Here is an 18,879-nt window from a genome sequence, read left to right on the forward strand (position 1 = left end):
GGCCTATGGCTTCCGTGATGACCACTACTTCTTCTTGAAGATCCGGGCGGCCTTCCCCGGAAATCGGTGAAGAACCAAAAATACTAACCGACTGCTTCTGGCCAGTATGCGACGACTGCAATCTTAGAGCTTCCGTCCGTACCCGCTCGAGATCAGCGGTTTTCGGCCAAGCGTAAATCGCCGATTGACGGAAGCCGGTGTGAGCGATTTTCGAGTTGGTAACCTGGATCGACGATACGCGCGTACAGCCGTTAGGCGCGCGCGGCTGGGACAGCAGTTCGCCGCGATGGTGCATGGTGGCGGGCGACATGGGAGATTGGACAAATGCGCGGCCCTTCCATTCCTTGATCGGCAGGCGTTCTTACACTGCGCGCGCGTAGTGGCTGGGTGGCTGCCCGACATGCCTGGTGAATGCCACGCTGAACGCACTGGTCGAGCCGTAGCCGATGCGTTCGGCTATCTCCGAAACGGACAATTCATCACGACGCAGGAGTTCCTTCGCGATTTCCATACGCCACGAGAGCAGGTACTCCATCGGCGCGACCCCGACCGTCAACGTAAATCGCTCAAAGAAGCTGGATCGCGATAACGCAGCGATCTTGGCAAGTTGGGCAACCGACTAGCTCTGGTCAATATGCGCATGCATCTGCTTCAACGCGGCCGCCAATCGCTCATCGCCCAATCCACGGAGCAGGCCTGGTGGGGCGCTTCCCGACGTGGTTGAACGCATGGCCTCGACGAGCAGCATTTCGACCAGCCGGGAGCGCATGAACTCATTGCCTGGTTTTTCATCCGCGGACTCTTCACCCACCATCTGCACTAGCTGCGACAGCCGCGTCGAACCTTGCACGTGCACCACTTTCGGCAGCATCGACACCAGCAGACCCGGATCGGCGCAGTCGAACAAGAACGAACCACCCAATGAGCGCATGTCGGGTTGGCCTGTCTGCTCGCCATACCGCAATTCGCCCCGCCCCTCCCGCACTTGGTTGGGGTCCATGTAGGCCGGGGGCGCTGGGGTGAAGCTGGATATCGTAAAGCCCGGCGTGGTGGGAAGCAGCACGAAATCTCCGGCGCTGAGCGTCGTCGGCTCGTGTCCATCCACGGCCAGCCGACAACTGCCTTCCAGCATGATGCAGAAGCTGGGCTTGCCGAACTCGGAGTAGCGCACCGCCCAATTGCCCTTGCCGCTGATCAGGTTGGCGAACACGGCCTGCGGATGCAGCAGTCGGACGATTTCGGAGAGAGGGTCACTCATTTGGACGTTCGCTAAAAGAAAGCGGATTTTTTTATATCGACGATCCGCCTAGCGTTACCTATCGTTCCCTCTGAGTCAATCACCCACCTCGGAGCACGAAATGAAGACTGTACTGATCACTGGCTCTTCGTCCGGCTATGGCCTGGAAACCGCCCGTCACTTCCTCGCAAACGGCTGGAAGGTCATCGCTACCATGCGGACCCCCCGGTCGGACCTGCTTCCAGCCTCGGACAACCTGCGCGTCTTGCCGCTGGATGTCACGCAGACCGAGAGCATCGACCGGGCCTTGGAGGCCGCTGGCCCCATCGATGTACTGGTGAACAATGCCGGCATCGGCCTGTTCGGTGCATTTGAAGCCACCCCCATGTCCACGGTGCGGGAGATCTTCGAGACCAACACGTTCGGCGTTATGGCGATGTGCCAGGCGGTGATCCCACAATTCCGCGAACGCCGAGCCGGCACGATCGTCAATGTCACGTCCAGCGCGACGCTGGCCCCGTTCCCGTTGGTGGCCTCTACACGGCCAGCAAGACCGCCATCGAAGGCTTCACGGCATCGCTGGAGCATGAACTCAAGGTGCTGGGCGTGCGGGTCAAGCTGGTCGAGCCCGGCTACGGACCTTCCACGAACTTCACCGCCAATGGCCAGCAGCGCATGCAGGGCCTGATCACGGAGCCTTACGAGCCCGTCGCCCATGAAGTGTTCGCGGGATTCAGACAGCTCTGCGCAGTGACGACTGCGACGGATGTCGCCGAAGGCGTCTGGGACGCCGCCAACGACACCTCTGACCGGCTGCATTTTCCGGCGGGTGCCGACGCCGTTGCACTGGCGCGCGCTGGCTGACGGCAAGCGTCGCCGCGACTCGCCCACTCACGACGATCTTCTCATGATCACGCGAGAAGGGCGATGTGCTCTACCAATCGACGCCCGCAACTACCGTGCCGAGTTGGCGGCGCGCGCGGAGGCCGAACTGGCGCGCGTGCGCACCCAGGTCGAACTGAACCGCAGCGAGACCGAGCGCCTCACAGGGCCGCATTGTCCAAGTTTGCCGAACCCTGCGTACAACCCGTGACGGCTGCCCAATCGGTATCTGCCGTCCTAAGCTGTTGCACAGGAGCGGCTATGCGCTGTTTCTACATGCCTATTTCAAACTGGAGAGGACAATGTCAATGTTGAAGGGATTTCATCACCTGACCGCCGGCGTGAGGCACGCGCAGGAGGATGTGGACTTCTACGTCAAGCTGCTCGGGCAGAGCCTCGTGAAGAAGACCGTGCTGCTCGACGGAGAGGATCCCATCTACCATCTCTACTACGGCAACGCGAATGGCGATCCGGGAACCTTGGTGACGTCGTTCCCGTTCCGCCAGCGAGGGGTCATGGCGCGTCAAGGATCGGGCCAGGTGCGGGTCATCAACTACTCGGTCCCCACGGGTTCGCTCGAGTTCTGGCGCAGCCGCTTCGATGCCATGGACGTGCCGTATGACAGCGAGATCGTCGAGCGCTTCGGAGAGCGCCGCCAGCGCTTCCAACATCCGTGTGGCATCGAGTTCGATCTTGTCGAAACGGATCTCGACCCGCGTCCGGCTTGCGTGGCCAGCGATATTCCCGAAGTCCATGCCATCCGCGGCGTGCACAGCATCACGCTGTCGCTGCGGGATGTCGCCGAATCGATCCGCTTCATGAGCGAAGCGATCGGTTTCCGGAACGTAGGCCAGGAGGGACCTTACCACCGATTCGAGACATACACCGGCGGCCCGGGCACGGTCGTCGAGTTCCTGCATGAGCCGGACCGGCACCAAGGCTCGTCGATCTACGGCGAAGGCACCGTCCACCATGTGGCCTTCGCGGTGGACAACGTGGAACAGCAGGCGATCCTGAAGGAAAAGCTGTTTGCCCTGGGGTACATCGATACGTCCGAATCGGTGCACCGCAACTACTTCCGCTCGATGTACTTCAAGATGCCCGGCGGCGTCATGTTCGAGGCGACGACCACCGACATCGGCTTCGCGATCGATGAGGCGCCCGGCCATTTTGGCGAGGAGTTCCAGCTCCCGCCCTGGCTGGCTGATCGCAAGGACGAACTGCTGGGCCGGCTCGAGCCCATCTCTGCATGACGTTGCCGGGGATCACCATGCATAAGCCGAAAGTACTGATTGTTTTCTACTCACGGAACAGCTCCACCGAGATGCTGGCCAAGGCTGTCGCCGAGGGGGCTCTCGAGGCTGGCGCTGAAATCCGCATGCGGCGTGTGCGGGAGGTCGTCGGCCCCGACGTCATGCGGCAGGCGCCGGGCTGGCTCGAGAACGCCACGGAGATGAATGCGAAATACGAGGCGCCGACCGAAGCCGATGCCGAGTGGGCTGATGCCATCGTGTTCGGCACGCCGACGCGGTTCGGGTCGATCTCGGCCGAACTCAAGGCGTATATCGATGGGCTTGGCGGCCTCTGGTTCGCCGGAAAGCTGAACGGCAAGGTGGGCTCTGTCTTCGGCTCGACGTCCTCGCGCCACGGCGGCAATGAAGCCACGCTGCTGGCGACCTACGCGCCCATGGCTCACCTGGGCCTGATCATCGTGCCGCTGGGCTATGCCGACGCGGCGATGTTCAAGGCCGGCACCCCATACGGCGCGACTCACGTCTCGCAGCGTGACGCCGTGAAGCCCGACGACGATCACCTGGCGGTTGCCCGGTTCCAGGGCCGCAGGGTGACGACCATCGCCCGTGCCTTGCACGTCCAGCCGCAGCCCGTGGAAGCCTGATAGCAAAAATGGGCGGAGACTCGCAGTTTCCGCCCGAGGCTGCTGACAAAGTCAAAAATACGAGTGTTGCCGCCCCTCTCCCATTGATGGGAGAGGGGCGGGGGAGACGGCGAGAGCCTCCACGGAGTGAGGCGTCATGATGCTTGCCACGCGCCGCTCCTCTCCCCCGGCCCCTCTCCCGCGCGCGGGAGAGGGGAGCAAGCCGGCGGCAGGGGCGCAATTTCCATGACCGTCTTGAGCGTGTCACTCCGCAGCCCGGCCGCTTCCCTGTCCGCGGGCGTGCGGGCACACCGCAGGCGGGTCGCCGATGAAGCCGCGCGCAGACCAGAGTTCCGGGAACGGGATCTCGTTCATGGTTGGCAGCAGCCAGGCAATGCCCTCGGTGCCGAAGTACGCCGGCCGGGCGCCGAACGTCCGGCGCGTTGCCATCAGGTGCAGGTGCTTCCACGCGGAGAATCCCTCCGCGATATCGGCCAGCGTCTCGCCGAGCTGCTGCAGTTCGCGGTGCTGGTCCGGGTCGGCGTAGACCTCGCGCCAGACGTTCTCGACCGCCTTGTCCGGTGCGTAGGGCACACTGAAATCGCGGTCGAGTACCACCGCTGGCACGGCGAAGCCCTTGCGGCTCAGGTGGGCGAGCACGTCGTCATAGAGGCTCGGCTCTGCCAGCGCCTTGCTGAGTTGTTCCCAGCGCCGGGGTTGCGGCAGGAAGTGCTGCAGGTGCTCCCCCTGCTTGATGCCGAGCAGGTAGACCATCTGCCGGTACGTCCAGCCCTGGAGGGCGGTGTCCTTGCCGTACTTCGGGCCAACGCAGGACAGGATGGCCAGCAGGTCGGCCGGCGTCATCCACGCGATGGAGCGCCATGTGGCATTGAGCGGCTCGTGGTGGGCGACGACGCGCCGCAGCGTCCGGCAGGCCCCGGCCAGGTCATCGGCACGCAATTGCGCCTGCGCGGCCTGTATTTCCTTGATGATCAGCATCCAGTACAGCTCGGACACCTGCGCCGATACGATCCAGGCGTGCTCGCCGGGATGATCGCTGACCGGTTGCTGCAGCGAGTGGAGCACGTCTGTCTGTAACCAGTCGCTGTACGGCGTGCGTCCGGCTGGCGTTTCTGCCGCAGTGGGGGATGGGGGCTTGACGGTATCGTTCACTTTGGTCTCCTCGTGGTGGTGGGGTCAGGCAATTTCTGTGGGACGGCGAATTACCACAGGCTCTCCAATAGCGCATCCAGCTTCGTGCCGGCATCCTTGCCAAGGTCACCGACTTCGGAGGGATAGTTCTGCTTGAGCAGGGCAGCCATCTCGGGAAGCCTCGCCCGATCGAAATCGAGGTCGCTGAGCCGGCTCGGCAATTCCAGTGCGTCCACGGCTGCCTCGATGCGGTCAGCGAGGAATGCGGCGGGCGTGCGGCCGCCACGGTTCGCGGAGAAAATCTCGAGCTTTCGGCCATAGGCATAGGCGCAGGCGCGGATGACGGGCGCCAGCGCGATGCACGATGTCACGCTGTGCGGTACCCCGAACGTCCCGCCGAGGATATGTCCGATGCGGTGGCTCAGGCCGTAAATGACCGAAGCAGGATAGAAGTAGCACTGCCACGCGGCGAGCTGAAGCTGCAACAGGTCGTCGGTCGACACATGGCCGCCTGCGATGGCCTCGCGCGTTTCCAGCTTGCGCGGCCACTTCTCCAGCACGGCAAGGAAGCGCTCCACGCCCCTGGCGGCCAGGATGGCGTGAGGATGGTCCACGTCGACCCGGCGCATGCCTTCCACTGCATGGTCGATTCCCTTGATGGCCGAACTCAGCAGCAGCGTACGTGGTGTGTCGACAATCATCTGGGAATCGAGCACCACCAGCCTGGGTGTCGTCTCGCGCACGGCATAGCTGCGCTTGAACTTCTGGGGGCCGTCCGTTTCCGTCACCCCGAAGTAGTGGGAAAACTCCGAACCCGACAGGGTCGTCGGAATCGCGGCAATGGGCAGGTAGCGGCCTGTCTGCTCGAAATGCTGCCAGGAGACTGCCTTGGCCGCGTCGAGTACCGAGCCGCCGCCGAGGGCGATGATCGAGCCGGCCTTGGCTTCGATGCATGCACGCAGTCCGTCGCGCACGGCAAAATCGGGCACATGCGGCGGCAGGCCGTTGAAAGTCCCCACGCTGTCGCCGATGGCAGGCTGCAGGTGCTCGCGATTCAATGCATCGAGGAATTCCACCGTGAACGTCATCGGACGGCGGATGCCGTACTTCTCCATGGAGGCAGCGACGGTTTTCAGCACGTCGTGTCCCCAGACAATCTCTTCCTGCGGCAAGCATTTCAGCTGGTTCATTCCATCTCCACCATGATCTTGTATGCGATCGGGGCTCCGATCCCGAGTAGGAAGATAGGCGAATCGGGTTCGCGCGTGCGCGCGGGATTGGGGAACGGAGCGTCCAGGAATCTGGACGCCGCACCTTTGCGGGCGGGGCGCCTGTCGTTCGTGGTTTCCGAACGAAGCTTTCAAGTATTGCCGGCTTCTCAAGGCGGGGGAGGTGTCTATGATCTTTTCCACCGTAGCGATCCCCACCACTAGAACGGAGACATGAAGATGGAGGCAATCCAGATCACAGAAGCGCTGATTCGCGGACGCCATAGCAAGCGCGGCTTCCTTGACCAGCCGGTGCCGATCGAGACTGTCAGGAACATCCTGTCAGTCGCGAAATACGCGCCGAGTTCGAGCAACACGCAGCCCTGGCGCTGCTATGTGCTGACCGGAAAGGCGCGCGAGAAGATCACGGAAGCCGCGGTCGAGGCGTATCGCGCCACGCCTGAGGGACTGGTGCCCGATTACCCGTTCTTTCCACAAGAATTGCCGGCGCCATTCTCGTCGCGCTTCAACACGTTTCGCGGCATGCTGGGCGATGCGCAGGGCGTGCACAGGAGCGATATCGCCGGGCGCCGGCGCGACGTCGAACGGCAGTTCCGGTTCTTCGATGCGCCCGTGGGGCTGATCTTCACCATGGACCGGCGCCTGGAATGGGCCAGCTTCATCTGCTATGGCTGTTTTCTCCAGAATCTCATGCTGGCCGCGCGCGCCCGGGGGCTGGACACCTGCCCGCAGCAGATCTGGTCGCTGCAATCGGCGGTGCTTCGTGAAGGCCTCGCCATTCCCGACGGGGACATGATCGTGGCCGGCATGTCACTCGGCTATGCAGACAACAGCATTCCGGAAAACAACATGGAGCTCAGCAAGCTGGAACTGGACGAGTTCGTCTCCTTCGTCGACCGCTGACACGAGGAACCGTTCAGGTCGCACCTCGATCTGGAAAATGCGAAGAAGCGGTAGCCATCGTTAGCACAGTGTCTGCAAGCTGCGGAGATGTCGAATCGTCAAGGCAGGCGCGCTTCACCGGCTGATGCGGATGCCCAGAGCCCTCAGCCGAAAAATAGAATATAGAAACGGAGGAGACATGATTAAAGTGCCCGCGAAGTTTTCTGCGGTGGTTGCGCTTGCGTGCTTGCTGGTCTCGAATGTCGAGGCCACCGAGAATGGCCAGACCAGTTACCCAGTTGGCGTCAATACCGTATTGAATGGAATCTTGCCGCCACCTGGTGAAACCCAGTTCTACAATTACACGCTCTACTACGATGCCGGAAAGTTCGCTGGCCCTCATGGAGAGAGTCTCGTGCCCGGGTTCCAGTTGAACGCGTTGATTGATGCCCCGCGCGTGGTTCACACGTGGGGCACTACATTTGGCCCCTTTACTCTGTCTAGTGGTGTCATCGTCCCGCTAGTTCATGTTCGGGCGGACACGCCAGGGGGCAGCGGCAAGCGCAGTGGAATTGGAGATATCATCGTTGAGCCGTTGTACATCGGTTATTCCAATCTATCGCGATCATTCTTCGCCTACTTCACCACCGAAATTTCAGTGCCGAGCGGGTCCTACTCCGCGAGCCGAGTCGCGAACACTGGCCGGAATGTCTATGCGCTAACGCCGCAACTCAGTACGACATGGTTTCCCACGCCCGCAGTTGAGGTCTCTACCACCATGTCAGTAGAGTTCAGTTCACCGAATTCCGCGACGCGATATCACTCTGGCAATGTTGCCGCACTTGAATATCTTGTCGGCTATTCGCTTGACAGCAAGTTCCAGCTCGGACTTCAGGGATATCTGCTGAAGCAGTTCACCGATGACAAGGTCAACGGCACGCCCGTAGCCGGGGATGGGTTTCGCGGAAGAGCTGTCGCAGTCGGGCCGCAACTACGATACATGTGGTCACAGGCTGCTGGCATTGTGTTCAAGTATCAGCGCGAATTCGACGTACGGAACCGGCCGCAAGGCAACAAGTTCTGGATCGAGCTGTGCTTCCCTCTTTGATCGGAGCGCTGCGTCACAACCCCGGTCCGCAATGGCCGGGCAATTGTTGCCGGCAGGTTCGTAGTAGCTGTCTGCCCAGCCAAGCGCCGTCTGGCAATACTCCTCGACGAATGGGGAGCAGATGACGGCGCAGGCGCGTGTGAGCAGCGAAGTGCATGCGCAGCTGGCCAGGCTGCGCATGCTTGCGTTCGACGACTCGACGATGTTCGACAGGGCGGTCGTTCGTCGCGATGTCGCTGTGTGCGATTCGGTGGCGAACCACGCACTGATGGCTGTGGCCGGACCACAGCAATGGCGGTCCTTGGGGCGCCCAACAGTGCATTGCGCGCCACCGTTGCAGTACCATGCGATGGAAAGCACACGCCATTGGCCCGACCCAACCGCTACCAAGGCAGCCCGATGCTGGACCTCAAAGACGTTTTCTACTTCGTGCAAGTGGTCGACCGCGGTGGCTTTACGTCTGCCGGCAACAGCCTGGGGCTGCCGAAGTCCACGTTAAGTCACAGGGTCAAGGAGCTGGAGGCTTCGCTGGGCGTTCGCCTGATCAACCGGACCTCGCGCCAGTTTTCCTTGACCGACGTAGGCGCAGAGTTCTACCAGTACGCTGTCGCCTTGCTGCAGAGCGCCGACGTCGCGGAACAGGCGATGCGCCAGAGGCTCGCGGAACCCAGCGGGATCATTCGCTTGACGGTAGCGGTCGAGCTTGCGCAGTTTGCGCTGCGCCAGGTCCTGCCGACGTTCCTGAGCAGCCATCCCAAGGTCAGCATCGTGGAAATCGCCACGGACAGACTCGTCGACGTTGTGGGCGAGGGCTTCGACCTGGCGCTGCGCGGACATACCTCGGCCCTGCAGGATTCCAACCTGGTCCAACGGCCCATTGTCAGGGCGCCATGGTACTTGTTTGCGGGTGCCGACTACCTCGAACGGATGCCACGCCTGGAGGAACCGGAGCAACTTGCATCCCATGCCATCGTCTCGATGGTGCGCAAAGGGCCGCTGCAGTGGCAATTGCGTGGCCCCGACGACAGGCTCGTCACCATCCCGATCGAGCCAAGATTCCAGAGCAACAGCATGATGTCCCTGAAAGAGGCGGCCTGCGCCAACGTTGGCGTGGCAGCCCTGCCCGGGTATATCTGCCGGCCCGAGCTGCAGGCCGGCGTGCTGCGGCAAGTACTGCCGGGCTGGATCGCCGCGGATGCGCGCATCTCCGCCCTCATCCCCTATCGGACCGGACTGCTTCCCGCGGTGCGGTCGCTGGTCGATTTCCTCGCCGTAGAGCTGCCCAAGGTCACCGCGTTCGACGGCCGCTGACCCGGCACTACCTCCTCTATCTCCAATGCCACGCGGGCCACGCCCGGTGTGTCCCGCCGGGCGTTCCATATTCATGGACGCTGCGTTCGGCGCCAGCCGGCTTCCAAGGCCGAGCCGATCAACTATCGTTTCCAACCAGGGATAAGCCAACCACGTCACCCTGGAGTGGAATACATGAATCAGCTGAACTGCCTGCCACAAGACACGATCTTCTCTGGCCACGACATACTTCCGACGGCTGTCGCGTCGCTCGGCCAGCACGGCATCCGGCGCCCATCCCGAACGACGGCCCCGCATTCCATGGGCTTGCGCAACGCGCTGGATGCCCTTGCCACGCGGCAGATCACCGCGACGGCATTGACGGAGCAGGCACTCGAACGCGCGGAAGCCAGCAAGCGGCTGCTCAATGCATTCTCGGCGATCGATTGGGACCGTGCCCTGAAGGCGGCCGCGGAAAGCGATCGCCGCTATGGCGAACGCCGGCCGCGGCCACTGGAAGGACTGCCGATTGCGGTCAAGGATCTGATCGACACCAAGGGCATGGAGACCCGCTACGGTTCCGCAGCCTATCTCGGTCATGTGCCATCCGCCGATGCGGACATCGTGAAAACTCTGGTGGAGCGCGGCGCGATCATCATCGGCAAGACCACGACCCACGAATTCGCGTGGGGCGTGACCACCGCCAGCGCCAGGTTTGGCGATACGCTGAATCCGCTGGACCATGCGCGCATACCCGGGGGATCCAGTGGTGGCGCCGCGGCGGCGATTGCGCACGGTGCCATCATGGCGGGCGTGGGCACGGATACCGGCGGCTCGGTCCGGATTCCCGCCGCGCTGTGCGGCGTCGTCGGATACAAGCCCACGCTCGGCACGCTATCCACGCGCGGCGTGTTCCCCCTGGCGCCCACTTGCGACCACGTTGGCCTGCTCGGCGAGCAGGTCGATGACGTGCTGTTGCTTGCCGATGCCATTGATATCAAGGTTCCCGAGAGCGATGCGTGGCTGTCGGCACGGCTGGGCGTCATTCGTGACATCGCACCTGTTCCACTCAGTCCGGAAATTGCGGTGGCATTCGATGGCGCGATGAAGCGGCTGGCGCACGTCTTTTCCTGTGTGAACATCAGCACGTCCGGCCTGTTCGATGCGGTATTCGGTGCCTTCGCGAGCATCGTCCTGATCGAAGGCGGCATCGAGCATTTCCGCCGCAATGACTGGGACCGTATCTCGACGCACTACAACCCGGAAACCGTCGACCGGCTGAAACGCGCCGAAACCATGGACCTGCGCGCCTATGCAGCGGCCCAGCAGGCCAGGCGAGATTTCACGGCAAGGCTGCACAAGGTGATGTCGACGGTTGACTATCTCGTGCTGCCGACATGCCCGTGCACCGCACCGCATCTCGATGCCGGCACCGTCAGCATTGGCGCCTGGACCGGCACCGTCCGCGAGGCGCTGATGACCTATACGGCGCCGTTCAATGTCGCGGGATTTCCTGCCATCTCGATTCCCCTGGCGACCGGCGAACGCAGCCTTCCCGCGGCCTTGCAGATCGTCGCGAAGCCCGGCGACGACGGTGCGCTGCTGCAGATTGCACAGCAGATGGAGCTGATGCTGCGAACGGGCACCGCCCAAAAGAGTTGGTAGACGTCAACCCCACAACCAGGAGACAACGATGAACGATAGCGCCAAACCTGAGTGTCAGGAAACCAGCAATGAGCCATGAAACATTGATGAGTATGGCGGCCGGTGCCCGTGCCGCCATCGCGGACCCCGCGCGAATCTCTCTCGTGGGTAGTGACGCCAACCCGCGCTTTGAACTGTTCCACGCGGCCAGTTCGCTCTGCTCGCAGAAAGTGCGCACGGTACTGTTCGAGAAGCAGTTGCCATACCGCTCGAACAATATGATGATCCTCGGTTCGATGGGTCCGGATGGCGTGGTTCCAGCCGAGCACTACCATCCACCCTACGTCCGACTGCGCTTGCTTGCAGGCCGGGAAGTGGGGCGGGAACTTGTCAGCGGCTATAGCGGGCGCACTTCGGTAGAGACCGAGGGCTTTGATCCCTGCGCGGTCCCGTTGCTTGTGGACTACAAGGCTGGCCGTGTCATTGCCGACTCCAGACGGATCTGCTGCTATCTCGATGCGGTGTCGCGCGATCCAATTCAACTCGTGCCGGAAGACGCCGATGCGCGTGCCCGGGTGATGCATCAGGTGAGCATCGTCGATCAGATCCCGAATGGCGCCTTGCTCTACGGCTTTCATCCCGATGCCGACCTGCGGCCTGAAGCGCTCAAGACGGCCATGGAAACGGTCTACGACTACAAGATCAAGGCGCTCGAAGCCATGATTGACGCCAATGCCGACGATGCCGAGCTCGTTGCAGCCTATCGCGCGAAGATCGCGAAGGAGCAGGGCGGCAAATCGGTTCGCCACAATGCGGCATTTCAGCGCGCCGCGCGCCAGCACGTCGCGGGCCTCTTGACGGACCTCGACCATGCGCTTGGTTCGTCGTCACCGTACCTCAGGGGGGAGTCATTCTCGCTCGGCGATGTGCTGTGGGGTGTCAACCTGGTCCGGATGGCTTATCTGGGTCTTGCGTCGATGTGGGAAAACCTGCCCAACGTCTGGCGATATGTGGATACGCTGGCCAGGCGTCCGTCCCTGTGCACGGAAGCGGTCCAGGCCACGGTCGACTCCATGCCTCCTTCGCGCTATTTGCATGTCATTGCGGGCTGCGGGGAAGCGGGGCCAGGGTAATCCACCATCCCGACGGCACGGTCAATACCGGTGCCTGTAGCAAGAGGGGGAGTGGGCGGAGACTCTGACCTCCGCCCATTTGCTTTCTCAGGCTGCCACGGGCCGGATCCCGGCGGATGCGGCGCCCTGGGGGTATGATCGGAGGTCAAGATCACCCCGAAATCCGATCCGTTGCCACCGCCGGCAATGATCCGCATTCCCATGCATCGGCGTTGCGGCATTGACCGGATACGTCTGCCAGGCTATGACGAAGTCACCGGCTCAGGACCCATCCAATGCAGCGCCCCTGCATGAGCAGATCTACGCACGGATTCGTGCCTCGATTCTGCAAGGGCAACTGAAACCCGGGCAGCGGGTGCCATCCTTGCGTGCGTTTGCGGGCGAACTCGGAGTAGCCCGCGGGACCGTCCAGGTTGCCTATGACCGGCTCCTGGGCGAAGGCTACCTGACCGCCAAAGGCCCCGCGGGGACGTTCGTTTCCGAGCAAATTGCGCCATCCCGCCCCGACCGCGTCGTCGCAGCGGCTGGTTCCGGCCCCACGCCACCGGACCAGGAACTTGCCGAGTTTTCGACCGACGCGGAAGGGGGCGTCCCTGCGCCGTTGCAGCTGGGGCTGCCCGCGCTGGATGAGTTCCCTCGAAAACTATGGACGAGGTTGATGGCGCGGCAAATACGCAGGGCTGGCTCGCTGACCAGGCCGGCGCCAGCCGGATTTGGTCCGCTGCGCGAAGCGCTGGCCACTTACTTGCATCGCTCGCGAGGCATCGACGCCCAGCCGCACCAGGTGTTCGTCGTGCCGGCCTATACGGCCAGCCTTGCGTTGATTGTGGATGCGCTCAGCCTGGCGGGTGAAAGCACCTGGGTTGAAGATCCCGGCTACCCTCCGACAGCCCAGTCACTCAGGCGCCTGAACCTGCAGGTCAGGCATGTGCCAGTGGATGCACATGGCCTCGACGTCGCATTTGGGCGTCAGCATTTTCCGGATGCGCGCCTGGCCGTCGTGACGCCATCGCACCAGAGCCCGACTGGCGTGGCACTGACACTGCAACGCCGCGTCGAACTGCTCGACTGGGCCGGTGAGCGGGGCGCATGGATCATCGAGGACGACTACGACGGCGAGTATCGTTACCGCGGCCACCCGTTGCCGGCCTTGAAGAGCCTGGACACAGGCGGACGGGTGATCTACTGCGGCACGCTTAGCAAGGTGCTGTACCCGGGGCTACGGCTCGCTTACGTGGTCGTGCCACAAAGTCTGGTGCCGACTATGGATCTGGCCTGCAGGCGCACGGTGCATGGCGGCTGCCCCGAACTCTTGCAAGCCGTGGCGGCGGAGTTCATTGAGCAGGGGCACTTCGCCCGGCATATCAAACGCATGCGCACGCTTTACGCGCGACGACGCGCAATGCTGGCCGAGGCGCTGGCTCCGTACGCAACGGACGGCCTCACTGTTTGCCTGCACGATGGCGGCATGCACCTTCTGGTCGACGTCAGGGACGATCTTGACGACCTGGCCATGGCCCGTCGTGCGCGCGAGGCAGGATTCGCCGTTCATTCGCTGACCGCCTGGCGGCATGGTGCGCCAGGGCGGCGCGGCTTGATGATCGGTTTTACCAATCTGCGTAGCCAGACTGAAGCCGATCGACTGGTTGCCGAACTGATGCGCGCGCTGAAAGCATAGACGATCGTCATATGCGCACTCGCGCCGATCGATCACCTGATCGACGCGCTACCAACCACAGGTCATGCCTCCCCATGTCGATGGCCCAGTCGATAACGATAAACATGTGTCTGTCGACTGTGTTATCGCACAACTACATTGAATCCCGGACAAACCAGCACGCATCGGCACCATGACCAGGGATCCGATGCGCAGATCTGTTCAAGGCAACGCGCGCACGCGCCAATAAGGGAGTATCAACATGTCTTCAGATCGCAGCCTCGACCAAGGCCTGTCGCGACGTGACCTGCTGCTGGGCAGCGCGGCCGCAGCCGGCGCGCTGGCGGCTTCCGGCTTGCCCGGACCGGCGGCGGCAGCAACGTCGGCAGGAAAGGGGAACGCCGCAAGGGCAGGCGGCAAGGCTTCAGGCAGCTATATCACGGCAAAGGACGGTACCCAGCTCTATTTCAAGGACTGGGGCGCCGGTCGCCCCGTTGTATTCAGTCATGGCTGGCCACTGAGCTCGGACAGTTGGGAATCCCAGATGGTGCTCGTTGCGTCGGAAGGGCATCGCGCCGTTGCACATGACCGTCGTGGCCACGGCCGTTCAAGCCAGCCATGGAACGGCAATGAGATGAACACTTATGCCGACGATCTGGCCGCAGTGTTCGAAGCCCTTGACCTGCGGGATGCCATCCTGGTTGGCTTCTCCACAGGTGGAGGCGAGGTGGCCCGGTATATCGGCCGGCATGGGACGCGACGCGTTTCAAAGGTGGTGCTGGTTTCAGCGGTGCCGCCTTTGATGGTGAAGACCGCCGCCAATCCGCGCGGATTGCCAATTGAAGTGTTCGACGGCCTGCGTGCCGCACAACTTGCCAATCGGTCGCAGTTCTACAAGGACGTGCCGGCGGGGCCGTTCTATGGCTTCAACCGTCCCGGTTCCAAGCCGTCGCAGGGGTTGATCGACGCATGGTGGGCGCAGGGCATGCAGGGTGGGCACAAGAATACTTACGACTCGATCAAGGCGTTCTCCGAGACCGATTTCACCGAGGATCTCAGGAAGATCGATGTGCCGACCCTGATCATCCACGGCGACGACGATCAGATCGTGCCGATCGACGCCGCTGGACGCGCATCGGCAAAGCTCGTCAGGAACTCGAAGCTGATCGTCTACCCGGGTGCGCCGCATGGGCTCACCGACACCCACAAGGACAGGTTCAACGCCGACCTGCTGGCATTCATCCGTAGTTAAACGACGCCGCACCTGCCGGGCCCCACGAAGGCGCCGGCAGACTGGCTCATCCCAAGAGGTACTTCCCATGTGCAACCACCACGGCCCCTATGCAGATCCCGTTGACCCGGCTCTGCCGAAGTCCAGCATTACGCTGGACCTGTCACGCACCGCGCTTGTCGTGATTGACCCGCAGATCGACTTCATGAGCCCCGAAGGCCGCAGCTGGGGCGTGGTCGGAGAAAGCGTGACGGAGCAGAACCTGGTGCCCAACCTGGTCCGTCTGTTCGAGGCCGCAAAACAGGCGGGCATCACGGTCGCCATCTCTCCCCACTATTACTTTCCCCATGATCACACATGGAAAGTGCAGGGCCCCGCCGAAATGTTCCAGCATGCCATCGGCATGTTCGACCGTCCGGGCGCGCTGAACCTGGATGGATTCCGCGGCTCGGGCGCGGACTTCATGCCGGAGCTCAAGCCGTATATCGAGGATGGCAAGACCATCATCTGCTCCACGCACAAGCTGTACGGCCCGCAGGCCAACGACCTTGTCCTGCAGTTGCGCAAGCAGCGCGTCGACCAGGTGATTCTTGCGGGCATGGCCGCCAATCTGTGCGTCGAATCCCATTTGCGTGATCTGCTGGAGCAGGGTTTCGAAGTTGCTATCGTGCGTGACGCCGTGGCAGGGCCAAAGCTACCCGAAGGGGACGGGTATCACGCGGCACTGGTCAACTTCCGCTTCATCGCAAACGCGCTGTGGGATACCAGCGAAACCGTGCAGCGGTTGGCAGGAAAGGTTGGAGCACCCGCGTAGCGCCTGTCGTGCGCCAGTGCGACAGCGCCCTGGCGCGGCAATGCAAAGTGCATGAATGTCCAGTTCAAAGAATGCATAGAGGCGACTCATATGCCTAAGATTCCTTCGCGCTACAGCCATTTCGCCTATGGTGTTATCCAGGCCGGCTTGACCTGCTCCATCGCTGCTGCCATCGCAAGCATTCCATTTGCGGACGAAGGCCTGTTTTTTCAGCACTGGCTTAAGTCCTGGAGCGTTTCCTGGCTGACCATGCTGCCGGTTGTCGTGTCGGCCACGCCTGTCATTCGCCGCCTGGTCGATTGCATGACGAGCCACTCTTAGGTCATACCGTCCAATGCCGATGGCCCAGTTGAAAACGATAAACATGTGCCTGTTGACTGCGTCATCGCTCCACTACATTGAAGCCGAGGCCCCTCAGCCTGCTGCGGCTCGATTGCAGCCCGCGCCGTGACTATTCCAGACAGGAAGCGAGGTGCGCTCCAAGCCGATCTGGCACGGGGATGCGGCGTTCCCTAACATGGAATCGTTCCCCTTTCCTCAGTACGGAGAAGCATCATGAAGATTGTCATCATCGGCGGGACCGGCCTGATCGGCTCGAAGACCGTTGCCATTCTGCGCCAGGGCGGCCACGAGGTCGTCGCCGCCTCGCCCAGGAGCGGTGTCAACAGCATCACCGGCGAGGGGCTCCAGGGGGCCCTGGCCGGCGCTCAGGTGGTGATCGATCTTGCCAATTCCCCGTCGTTTGAAGACAAGGCGGTGCTGGAGTTCTTCGAGACTTCCGGCCGCAACCTTCACGCGGCGGAGACCGCGGCGGGCGTTCAGCACCATGTCGCGCTGTCCATCGTCGGCACCGACCGGACGCCCGACAACGGCTATTTCCGCGCCAAGGTCGCGCAAGAAAAACTGATCGAGGCCTCGGGCATCCCCTACACCATCATCCGCTCGACCCAGTTCATGGAATTCATCGGCGGCATCGCCGATTCCAGTACACAAGGAAATATCGTCAGCCTTTCGCCGGGGCTGTTCCAGCCGATCGCGGCGGACGACGTTGCCGCCCTCGTTGCCGATGTCGCGCTCGCGCCCCCCAGAAACGGCATCGTCGAGATCGCTGGACCGGAGCGAGCCCCGTTCAATGAGATCGTCGCCCGCTATCTCAAGGCGGTTGGCGACCCGCGTGAAGTCGTGCGTGACCCCGAGGCCCGCTACTTTGGCGGCCTGGTCGAGGAACATTCGCTCGTGCCGTTGGGCGAGGCACGCCTCGGCCGCATCGGTTTGGAGGAATGGATGCGTCAAGCACAGCAACGATAGTCCCCAGGGCGCATGCCCACGCAAGCAGCACCGGTTTCGCAAGCACAACATTGATCAGATTACCAGGAGCGAACATGACCCAACGTACGAATTACTTCCAGCAATCCCCGGAACTGTCCAAGAAGCTCATGGAATTCGGGCCGCTGTTCCAGAAGACCACGATCGAAGCGCCCATTCGCGAACTCGTCGAGATTCGCGCATCGCAACTCAATGGCTGCGCGTTCTGCGTCGACATGCATATCAAGATGGCGAAGATCCACGGCGAGCGCGAATTGCGCCTGCATCATGTGGCGATCTGGCGCGAGTCGACACTGTTCTCGCCGCGCGAACGCGCCGCGCTGGCCTGGACCGAGGTGCTGACCCGGCTTCCCGCCGACGGCGTGCCCGACGATATCTATGAGCGCGTGCGCACCCAGTACAGCGAGAAGGAACTGTCGGACCTCACCTTCCTGGTGGGGGCGATCAATACCTGGAACCGCCTGAACGTGGCGTTCCGCATGGTGCCTGGTTCGTCGGACAAGGCGTTCGGGCTCGACAAGGCCAACCTAGAGTGATGCCATGAAGACGGTCACTTCCGTTGCGGCAGCACTGGTGTTGTCATGCCTGACGGTTGCAAGGCCGGCCGCCGCCGCGCCGGAGGCCAGTGTCACGCCCCTGGTCAAGGAAGCGTTGCCCGAATATCCGGGCAAGGAAGCCGAGATGATCATCGTGGAGTATCCGCCGGGCAGCGCCGATCCCGTGCATCGCCATGACGCCCACGCCTTCGTCTACGTGCTCGAGGGCAGCATCGTCATGGGCCTCAAGGGCGGAAAAGAGGTAACGCTCAAAGCGGGCGATACCTTCCACGAAGGTCCCAACGATATCCACACCGTCGGACGCAATGCCAGCAAGACGCAGCCAGCAAAGTTTGTCGTGTTCCTGCTCAAGAAAAAGGGCGCGCCGATCCTGACGCCGGTAAAGTAGCGGTCGTCCATTCAGGCACCGGCAATGCCAGTGCGCACTGTCCGGCCGGCAAGAGCGGCGCTACCGCATGCTCTTGCCGTGCCGCTGCTTTCCCGGGTGGCGTGACAGTCACGATGAAGCGGCAGGATGGGCCCGCACGGTGACCTCAACGGCGCCGCCGCGAGGGAGGTTTTCTCTCGCTCACGATCGGCCCGCCATGCGCGATCGATGATCGAACGGGAGATCGACAGCTCCATGCCCAGGCCGATGGCGTTGCTGAAACCCGTGTCGATGTCCGCGATGATGGGCACGACGTGGGTGACGTGGTTGTCGATTCTTTTTCTGGATGGGGAACGCTTCTTCAGATGACGAAACATGGCGCTGGCGAGGCGGAGTGGATTCCGTAATGTGAAACGCGCTTGCAGGCGACGGGCGGTTGCTTGCTTCACGGCACTCGCCGGCCGACGGCTTCGCCAGATTCCCCCTAAAGTCCC

At 62.5% G+C, this 18,879-nt stretch carries 20 protein-coding genes and 2 pseudogenes; 17 read left to right on the top strand and 5 right to left on the bottom strand.

Features of this window, described 5'->3' with window-relative positions; genetic code table 11:
• On the bottom strand, positions 1-310 hold a 310-nt coding region (locus AC3WQZ_RS21830; RefSeq protein ID WP_492301238.1), incomplete at its 3' end, for a hypothetical protein.
• A 51-nt stretch (positions 311-361) separates the two neighbouring features.
• Positions 362-1,258: pseudogene (locus AC3WQZ_RS21835) on the bottom strand (AraC family transcriptional regulator).
• Between the two features lie 100 nt (positions 1,259-1,358).
• Here AC3WQZ_RS21835 and AC3WQZ_RS21840 point away from each other — a divergent pair.
• From AC3WQZ_RS21840 to wrbA, 5 genes and pseudogenes are all read left to right on the top strand, one after another.
• A pseudogene (locus AC3WQZ_RS21840) lies at positions 1,359-1,840 on the top strand (SDR family NAD(P)-dependent oxidoreductase); the annotation flags it as partial.
• 72 nt (positions 1,841-1,912) lie between these two features.
• Complete coding sequence (locus AC3WQZ_RS21845) at positions 1,913-2,101, top strand: hypothetical protein (RefSeq protein ID WP_492301263.1); 189 nt, start codon at positions 1,913-1,915, stop codon at positions 2,099-2,101.
• A 43-nt stretch (positions 2,102-2,144) separates the two neighbouring features.
• The gene (locus AC3WQZ_RS21850) at positions 2,145-2,330 is read left to right on the top strand and encodes a hypothetical protein (RefSeq protein ID WP_144062277.1); all 186 of its coding nucleotides are present in this window, start codon (positions 2,145-2,147) and stop codon (positions 2,328-2,330) included.
• A 91-nt stretch (positions 2,331-2,421) separates the two neighbouring features.
• Positions 2,422-3,372, top strand: coding sequence for a ring-cleaving dioxygenase (locus tag AC3WQZ_RS21855; RefSeq protein ID WP_454751364.1), 951 nt, complete (start codon positions 2,422-2,424; stop codon positions 3,370-3,372).
• A gap of 17 nt (positions 3,373-3,389) precedes the next feature.
• On the top strand, positions 3,390-4,016 hold the full coding sequence (gene wrbA / locus AC3WQZ_RS21860; RefSeq protein ID WP_037025737.1) for an NAD(P)H:quinone oxidoreductase: 627 nt from the start codon (positions 3,390-3,392) through the stop codon (positions 4,014-4,016).
• A gap of 243 nt (positions 4,017-4,259) precedes the next feature.
• On the opposite strand, the gene AC3WQZ_RS21865 is transcribed toward wrbA, so the two are convergent.
• The gene (locus tag AC3WQZ_RS21865; protein WP_454751363.1) at positions 4,260-5,168 is read right to left on the bottom strand and encodes a tryptophan 2,3-dioxygenase; all 909 of its coding nucleotides are present in this window, start codon (positions 5,166-5,168) and stop codon (positions 4,260-4,262) included.
• A gap of 50 nt (positions 5,169-5,218) precedes the next feature.
• Positions 5,219-6,337, bottom strand: coding sequence for an iron-containing alcohol dehydrogenase (locus AC3WQZ_RS21870; protein WP_492301241.1), 1,119 nt, complete (start codon positions 6,335-6,337; stop codon positions 5,219-5,221).
• 258 nt (positions 6,338-6,595) lie between these two features.
• On the opposite strand from AC3WQZ_RS21870, the gene AC3WQZ_RS21875 reads away from it, so the two are divergent.
• From AC3WQZ_RS21875 to AC3WQZ_RS21930, 12 genes are all read left to right on the top strand, one after another.
• Positions 6,596-7,279: a nitroreductase gene (locus AC3WQZ_RS21875; protein ID WP_492301242.1), complete on the top strand. Its 684-nt coding sequence runs from the start codon at positions 6,596-6,598 to the stop codon at positions 7,277-7,279.
• Between the two features lie 178 nt (positions 7,280-7,457).
• On the top strand, positions 7,458-8,366 hold the full coding sequence (locus tag AC3WQZ_RS21880) for a SphA family protein (protein ID WP_439669610.1): 909 nt from the start codon (positions 7,458-7,460) through the stop codon (positions 8,364-8,366).
• Positions 8,367-8,765: 399 nt separating this feature from the next.
• Positions 8,766-9,677 (top strand): LysR substrate-binding domain-containing protein, encoded by a 912-nt coding sequence (locus tag AC3WQZ_RS21885; protein WP_439669611.1) that lies wholly within the window; start codon positions 8,766-8,768, stop codon positions 9,675-9,677.
• A gap of 174 nt (positions 9,678-9,851) precedes the next feature.
• On the top strand, positions 9,852-11,321 hold the full coding sequence (locus tag AC3WQZ_RS21890; protein WP_492301244.1) for an amidase: 1,470 nt from the start codon (positions 9,852-9,854) through the stop codon (positions 11,319-11,321).
• A 68-nt stretch (positions 11,322-11,389) separates the two neighbouring features.
• Positions 11,390-12,433, top strand: a complete 1,044-nt coding sequence (locus AC3WQZ_RS21895; RefSeq protein ID WP_454751361.1) for a glutathione S-transferase family protein — start codon at positions 11,390-11,392, stop codon at positions 12,431-12,433.
• 244 nt (positions 12,434-12,677) lie between these two features.
• Positions 12,678-14,111: a MocR-like pyridoxine biosynthesis transcription factor PdxR gene (gene pdxR / locus AC3WQZ_RS21900; protein WP_454751360.1), complete on the top strand. Its 1,434-nt coding sequence runs from the start codon at positions 12,678-12,680 to the stop codon at positions 14,109-14,111.
• Positions 14,112-14,352: 241 nt separating this feature from the next.
• Positions 14,353-15,342: an alpha/beta fold hydrolase gene (locus AC3WQZ_RS21905; protein WP_454751359.1), complete on the top strand. Its 990-nt coding sequence runs from the start codon at positions 14,353-14,355 to the stop codon at positions 15,340-15,342.
• A 67-nt stretch (positions 15,343-15,409) separates the two neighbouring features.
• Positions 15,410-16,135, top strand: coding sequence for a cysteine hydrolase family protein (locus AC3WQZ_RS21910; RefSeq protein WP_439669615.1), 726 nt, complete (start codon positions 15,410-15,412; stop codon positions 16,133-16,135).
• Between the two features lie 51 nt (positions 16,136-16,186).
• Positions 16,187-16,456 carry a DUF2798 domain-containing protein gene (locus tag AC3WQZ_RS21915; protein ID WP_246840266.1) on the top strand — a complete coding sequence of 90 codons (270 nt, stop codon included), beginning with the start codon at positions 16,187-16,189 and terminating at the stop codon, positions 16,454-16,456.
• Positions 16,457-16,690: 234 nt separating this feature from the next.
• A complete protein-coding gene (locus AC3WQZ_RS21920; protein ID WP_010812681.1) occupies positions 16,691-17,443 on the top strand; it encodes an SDR family oxidoreductase in 753 nt (250 codons plus the stop codon).
• A gap of 74 nt (positions 17,444-17,517) precedes the next feature.
• Positions 17,518-17,997 (top strand): carboxymuconolactone decarboxylase family protein, encoded by a 480-nt coding sequence (locus AC3WQZ_RS21925; protein WP_010812680.1) that lies wholly within the window; start codon positions 17,518-17,520, stop codon positions 17,995-17,997.
• 4 nt (positions 17,998-18,001) lie between these two features.
• Entirely contained in the window at positions 18,002-18,406 is a 405-nt protein-coding gene (locus AC3WQZ_RS21930; protein WP_010812679.1) for a cupin domain-containing protein, read from the top strand.
• A gap of 11 nt (positions 18,407-18,417) precedes the next feature.
• Here the strand turns inward: AC3WQZ_RS21930 and AC3WQZ_RS21935 are convergent, their stop codons facing one another.
• Positions 18,418-18,834, bottom strand: a complete 417-nt coding sequence (locus AC3WQZ_RS21935; RefSeq protein WP_492301264.1) for a hypothetical protein — start codon at positions 18,832-18,834, stop codon at positions 18,418-18,420.
• Between the last annotated feature and the right edge of the window lie 45 nt (positions 18,835-18,879).

The sequence above is a fragment of the Cupriavidus sp. FW305-26 genome (assembly GCF_058787975.1).